Raw genomic sequence first — 5,308 nt, 5'->3', positions numbered from 1 at the left:
TCGAGACGGGCACCTATGCCATGGCGGTGGCCATGACCGGCGGCGACGTGACGCTTGAGGGCGCTTCGCCGGACCTGCTGTCGTCGGCCATCGACGTGCTGCACGAGGCCGGCATCGGCGTGACCGCCACCAACAGCGGCATCCGCGTGACCCGCAACGGCCACGGCATCGGCCCGGTGGATGTGACGACCGAGCCGTTCCCCGGCTTCCCGACCGATCTGCAGGCCCAGCTGATGGCGCTGATGACGCGGGCGGAAGGGGTGTCGCACATCACCGAGACCATCTTCGAGAACCGCTTCATGCATGTGCAGGAGCTGGCCCGCCTTGGCGCCGATATCCGGCTTGACGGTGAGACGGCAACGGTGACCGGCGTGCCGCGGCTGCAGGGGGCGCAGGTGATGGCGACCGATCTGCGCGCCTCCGTCTCCCTCGTCATCGCCGCGCTGGCGGCGGAAGGCGAGACCACCGTGAACCGCGTCTACCACCTCGACCGCGGTTTCGAGCGGCTGGAGGACAAGCTGTCGCGCTGCGGCGCGCAGATCGAGCGCATCTCCGGCTGAAGGGCGGCGCCGGCCGGGGCGGCCTGTGCCGGCGCGACGACTTGCAGGGGGCGGTAACTTGCAGGGAGCAGCGACTTGCAGGGGGCAGCGACTTGCAGGGGTGCGGCGAAGGGACTAACTACCCCCGCAGGGGCGGGGAACGGCGGGTGCAACCCGTGGCTGCCGGGTTGTCGCCGTCAGACCCCGTCACAACGAACCCTTGCTGCTGAAGCCCGTTACTACTAACCCGTTGCTGCCGAAACCCGTTGGCGACCCCATACCCGTTGGCGATCCCATGGATTTACTCAGGCTGGCCGCGCTCGATGCGGAAGACCTCGCGGTGCTCTCCGCCCATGTGCAGGATGCCGTCACCCGGCCCGGCCTCGGTCGCTGGCTGAAGGGCGACGGACGCTTCGTGCTGCCGCTCAACCGCTTCGCCTGGGAAGGCGCGGTGACGGGCGATGCGGCAACCGACGAGCGCCACAGCGCCGTGCTGCAGTTCGACCGTGTGACCGGCGTTGCCGCGCAGGGTGTGCATCCGGGCGACACGGGGCCTGTTTCGGTGCTGCTGGCGGTGACCTTTGCCGAGACCGGAGCACCGGGCGGTATCGTCACCTTGCATTTTGCCGGCGGTGGCCGCATTCGTCTCACCGTTGAGTGCATCGAGGCGCGGCTGACGGACCTTGGCGGCGCATGGACCGCCCGCCGGCGCCCCGATCACAGAAGCGCCGGCTGAACCGGCCCGATCCGGCTCCGAGGACAGGCGGCAGAGCCGGTCGGTTTTGTTGCAACGCTGACCTGGTTGGCAGGTTGACTTGGCTATTCGCATCTCCACCCGACAGCCCGATTTCGAGGCGCGCTTCCGGGCTCTGCTCACCACCAAGCGCGAGGTGTCGGTCGATGTCGATGCCGCGGTGGCCGACATCGTTGCCGGCGTGCGCGCCGGCGGCGACAAGGCACTGATCGATTATTCCGCCCGCTTCGACCGGGTCGACCTTGCCGCCCTCGGCCTTGCCGTGACGGCGGAGGAGATGGATGCGGCCGAGGCCGCCGTCGACGACGGCACGCGCGAGGCGCTGCTGTTCGCCCGCGACCGCATCGAGAGCTACCACCGCCGCCAGCGGCCGGAAGACGACCGTTTCACCGACGATTTCGGCGTGGAACTCGGCCACCGCTGGACGGCGATCGAGGCCGTCGGGCTTTATGTGCCGGGCGGCACCGCCAGTTATCCGAGTTCGGTGCTGATGAACGCCATTCCCGCCCGCGTTGCCGGGGTGGAGCGGCTCGTCATGGTGGTGCCGGCGCCGGGCGGCGTCATCAACCCGCTGGTGCTGGCGGCGGCGCGCATCGCCGGCATCGACGAGGTCTACCGCGTCGGCGGGGCGCAGGCGGTGGCGGCACTCGCCTACGGCACCGAGACGATCCGGCCGGTGGACAAGATCGTCGGCCCCGGCAACGCCTATGTGGCGTGCGCCAAGAAGCAGGTGTTCGGCACGGTCGGCATCGACATGATCGCCGGCCCCTCCGAAGTGCTGGTGGTGGCCGACAGCGAGAACAATCCGGCGTGGATCGCCGCCGACCTGCTGGCGCAGGCCGAGCACGATGCCGCCGCGCAGTCGATCCTCATCACCGACGACGTGGTGTTCGCAACCCAGGTGGAGCGCGAGGTGGCCCACCAGCTTGCCCGCCTGCCGCGCGGCGAGGTGGCGGGCGCAAGCTGGCGCGACTATGGTGCCACGATCATCGTGCGGCATCTGGGCGAGGCCCCGGCGCTGATCGACCAGCTGGCGCCGGAGCATCTGGAACTGGCCATCGACGAGCCGGAAGCCCTGCTCGCCATGGTGCGCAACGCCGGATCGGTTTTCCTCGGCCGTTACACGCCGGAGGCGATCGGCGACTATGTCGGCGGCCCCAACCATGTGCTGCCGACGGCCCGTTCGGCGCGTTTCTCGTCCGGCCTCAACGTGCTGGACTTCATGAAGCGCACCTCGATTCTGCGCTGCGACGCCGACAGCCTGCGGATGCTCGGCAGCGCGGCGATGATGCTGGCCCGCGCCGAGGGGCTCGACGCCCACGGCCGCTCGGTCGGCATCCGACTCAATCTCTGACCCGGGACAAGACCAGAATGGCGGACGAGGGGGCGGAAGCGGCGGCGGCAGGCTGCCCGGCACCGGCAGCGGACAACAGGGCCCGCCTTGTGGCCGTGGTGCTGGACGAGGCCTCCATCGCCCGTGCCACGGCAGATATCGACCACGAGCGCGCGGTGGCGATCTTCGATCTCATCGAGGAAAACCGCTTTGCGCCCGTGGGCCACGACCGCGGTCCCTACCGGCTGACGCTGTCGATCCGCGAGCGCCGCCTTGTGATGGAGATCGCCGACGAGGCGGGCGCGCCGGTCATCACCCATGTGTTGTCGCTGAACCCGTTCCGTTCGATCCTGCGGGATTATTTTCTCATCTGCGACAGCTATTATCAGGCGATCCGCACTGCCACGCCCAGCCAGATCGAGGCGATCGACATGGGCCGGCGCGGCATCCACAACGAGGGTTCGCGGCTGCTGATGGAGCGGCTGGAAGGCAAGATCGCGATCGATTTCGATACTGCGCGACGGCTCTTCACCCTGATCTGCGCGCTGCACTGGAAGGGGTGAGGATGGCGCCGGCGGACCCCGCCCCGGACGAGACGGAGCGCCCGCCGGGGGGCCGGCCGGGGGCCGTGCTGTTCGTCTGCCGCCACAACGCGGTGCGCTCGCCGATGGCCGCCGCGCTGGCCCGGCACCTGGCGGGCCGCAGCGTCTATGTGCGTTCGGCCGGGGTGCGGCCCGGCGAAAAGGACCCGTTCGCGGTGGCGGTGATGGCCGAGGTGGGCCTCGACATCGCCGGCCACCGTCCGATCTCGCTGGAAGACCTGGCCGACACCAATTTCGATCTCGTCGTCACGCTCACGCCGGAGGCGCACCATCAGGTGCTCGACCTGACGCGGGCGGAGGCCGTGGAGGTGGAATACTGGCCGATCTACGATCCGACCGCGACCATGGGCTCGCGCAACCAGATCATGGATGCCTACCGCGGCGTCCGGCGCGATCTTGAAATGCGCATCCGCCGCCGGTTCGGCCTGCCGATGAAGCCGCTGCTCGGCGAATGACGGGCAGCCGCCGCGCCGCGGGCGGTTTTCTTCCCGCCCGCCATTGGCTAGAGGATAGGGAACCGTGCTGCCCGCATCCTCCGGCGGAGGGCGGCGGCGACCAACCGGAAAGCTCTGCCTGATGACCACCCGTCCCCCGCTCGTGCTCGCCTCCGGCTCGCCCCGGCGCCTTGCGCTTCTGGAACAGATCGGCATCGTGCCGGAGCATCTCTTCCCGGCCGAACTGGACGAGACGCCGGACGACGGCGAGACCCCGGTGGCGCTGGCGGTGCGCCTTGCCCGCCGCAAGGCGGAAGTGGCGCGCGAGCGCTACCATGCCGAAAGCCGCACGCGGCCCTATGTGCTGGGGGCGGATACGGTGGTCGCCACCGGCCGCCGTGTGCTGCCCAAGGCGGAGACCACCGAGGAGGCCCACGCCTGCCTTGAGCGCCTGTCCGGCCGCACGCACCGCGTCGTCACGGCGGTGTGTCTGATTGCACCGTCCGGCCGCGTCAGCGAGCGGCGCACCGAGACGCGGGTGAAGTTCAAGCGGCTGTCGCGCGCCGAAACCGAAGCCTATGTCGCCTCCGGCGAATGGCAGGGCAAAGCCGGCGGCTATGCCATTCAGGGCCGGGCGGCGGCCTTCGTCATCGAAATCATCGGCTCCCACTATGGCGTCGTCGGCCTGCCGCTCTACGAGACGGCCACACTGCTTGCCGGAGCCGGCTATCCGGTGACGGCAACGTGGGCGGAGGGACTGCTATGACGGCCGACGAGACCGGTGCAGACGCGGAAAAGCGCGCAGGCACGGAAAAGACCGTGGAGCGGCGTATGAAACCGTGTCCGATCTGCGGCAAGATGGCGGTGAAGGAGCATCACCCGTTCTGTTCGGCGCGCTGCGCCGATGTCGATCTCAGCCGCTGGCTCTCCGGCCGCTATGTGATTGCCGGCCGGCCGCTGAGCGCCGGCGACGACGGCGACGCCGGTTAGGCAGCGAAACAGCACGCCGGTGGCGGAATCGTGGCCCGCGGCGTTGACAGGAAGCCCCTCCCTCTCTTAAAACCCCGGCCGAATGTACCGCAGGCGTGCCGGCCTCTGGCTGGCAATCCGGTGGTCCGCCGATTCCCTCAGGGCTTCTTCCGGTGCGACTTGAGACCGAGGATGCTCGACGTACCGTGACGGAACACGACCGATGAAGATCAAGAACTCGCTGAAGTCCCTGCTGACGCGCCACCGCGAGAACCGCCTTGTGCGCCGCAAGGGCCGTATCTACATCATCAACAAGAAGGCTCCGCGCTACAAGGCGCGTCAGGGCTGATTGGCCGGCTGGCCCTGCGGGCTGGCTGAAGACGGATTTCAGGCTGCGCATCCGGGCTTCGGACCGGGTGCGCAGTTTGCGTTTGGGGCCTGATCCGGCAGGCGGATTCGCGTTGCCGGCGCGGCTGCACCGGGGGCGGACCCGGCCCGCGGGCGGCGGGGCAGGGGTGCATCTGCCGGCGGGCTCGCCCTGCAAATGGCTTTGACCTTGCGGCCGGCCGGGGTCATAAAGGGCCATGCACTCCCGCCTGGCGCTGTTCGCACTTGCAATGCTGACGCTGATGCCGGCCGGCGTCGCCGGTTCCGGCGCGCGCCCGGGTGTTGCCGTG

The 5,308-nt window shown here is 69.4% G+C and carries 7 protein-coding genes and 1 pseudogene; all 8 read left to right on the top strand.

What is annotated here, in order from left to right; translation table 11 throughout:
• Window positions 1–560: pseudogene (locus tag V7067_RS15180) on the top strand (UDP-N-acetylglucosamine 1-carboxyvinyltransferase); the annotation flags it as partial.
• Between the two features lie 274 nt (window positions 561–834).
• Window positions 835–1,275 carry a DUF2948 family protein gene (locus tag V7067_RS15175; protein ID WP_334176745.1) on the top strand — a complete coding sequence of 147 codons (441 nt, stop codon included), beginning with the start codon at window positions 835–837 and terminating at the stop codon, window positions 1,273–1,275.
• A 79-nt stretch (window positions 1,276–1,354) separates the two neighbouring features.
• Window positions 1,355–2,647, top strand: coding sequence for a histidinol dehydrogenase (hisD, locus tag V7067_RS15170; RefSeq protein WP_334176744.1), 1,293 nt, complete (start codon window positions 1,355–1,357; stop codon window positions 2,645–2,647).
• Window positions 2,648–2,664: 17 nt separating this feature from the next.
• A complete protein-coding gene (locus tag V7067_RS15165) occupies window positions 2,665–3,189 on the top strand; it encodes a UPF0262 family protein (RefSeq protein WP_334176743.1) in 525 nt (174 codons plus the stop codon).
• A gap of 2 nt (window positions 3,190–3,191) precedes the next feature.
• Window positions 3,192–3,683: an arsenate reductase ArsC gene (locus V7067_RS15160; RefSeq protein WP_334176742.1), complete on the top strand. Its 492-nt coding sequence runs from the start codon at window positions 3,192–3,194 to the stop codon at window positions 3,681–3,683.
• 121 nt (window positions 3,684–3,804) lie between these two features.
• The gene (locus tag V7067_RS15155) at window positions 3,805–4,428 is read left to right on the top strand and encodes a Maf family nucleotide pyrophosphatase (RefSeq protein ID WP_334176741.1); all 624 of its coding nucleotides are present in this window, start codon (window positions 3,805–3,807) and stop codon (window positions 4,426–4,428) included.
• The gene (gene yacG, locus V7067_RS15150; RefSeq protein ID WP_334176740.1) at window positions 4,425–4,652 is read left to right on the top strand and encodes a DNA gyrase inhibitor YacG; all 228 of its coding nucleotides are present in this window, start codon (window positions 4,425–4,427) and stop codon (window positions 4,650–4,652) included. The genes V7067_RS15155 and yacG overlap by 4 nt, the downstream gene beginning before the upstream one ends.
• 202 nt (window positions 4,653–4,854) lie before the next feature.
• Window positions 4,855–4,980 carry a type B 50S ribosomal protein L36 gene (gene ykgO, locus V7067_RS15145; RefSeq protein WP_073629477.1) on the top strand — a complete coding sequence of 42 codons (126 nt, stop codon included), beginning with the start codon at window positions 4,855–4,857 and terminating at the stop codon, window positions 4,978–4,980.
• The last annotated feature ends 328 nt before the right edge of the window (window positions 4,981–5,308 follow it).

This window comes from Pseudoxanthobacter sp. (assembly GCF_036822375.1).
Taxonomy (GTDB): domain Bacteria; phylum Pseudomonadota; class Alphaproteobacteria; order Rhizobiales; family Segnochrobactraceae; genus Pseudoxanthobacter.
The sequence above is the reverse complement of the archived record's forward strand: the minus strand, read 5'-3'. Positions and strand labels throughout refer to the sequence as shown.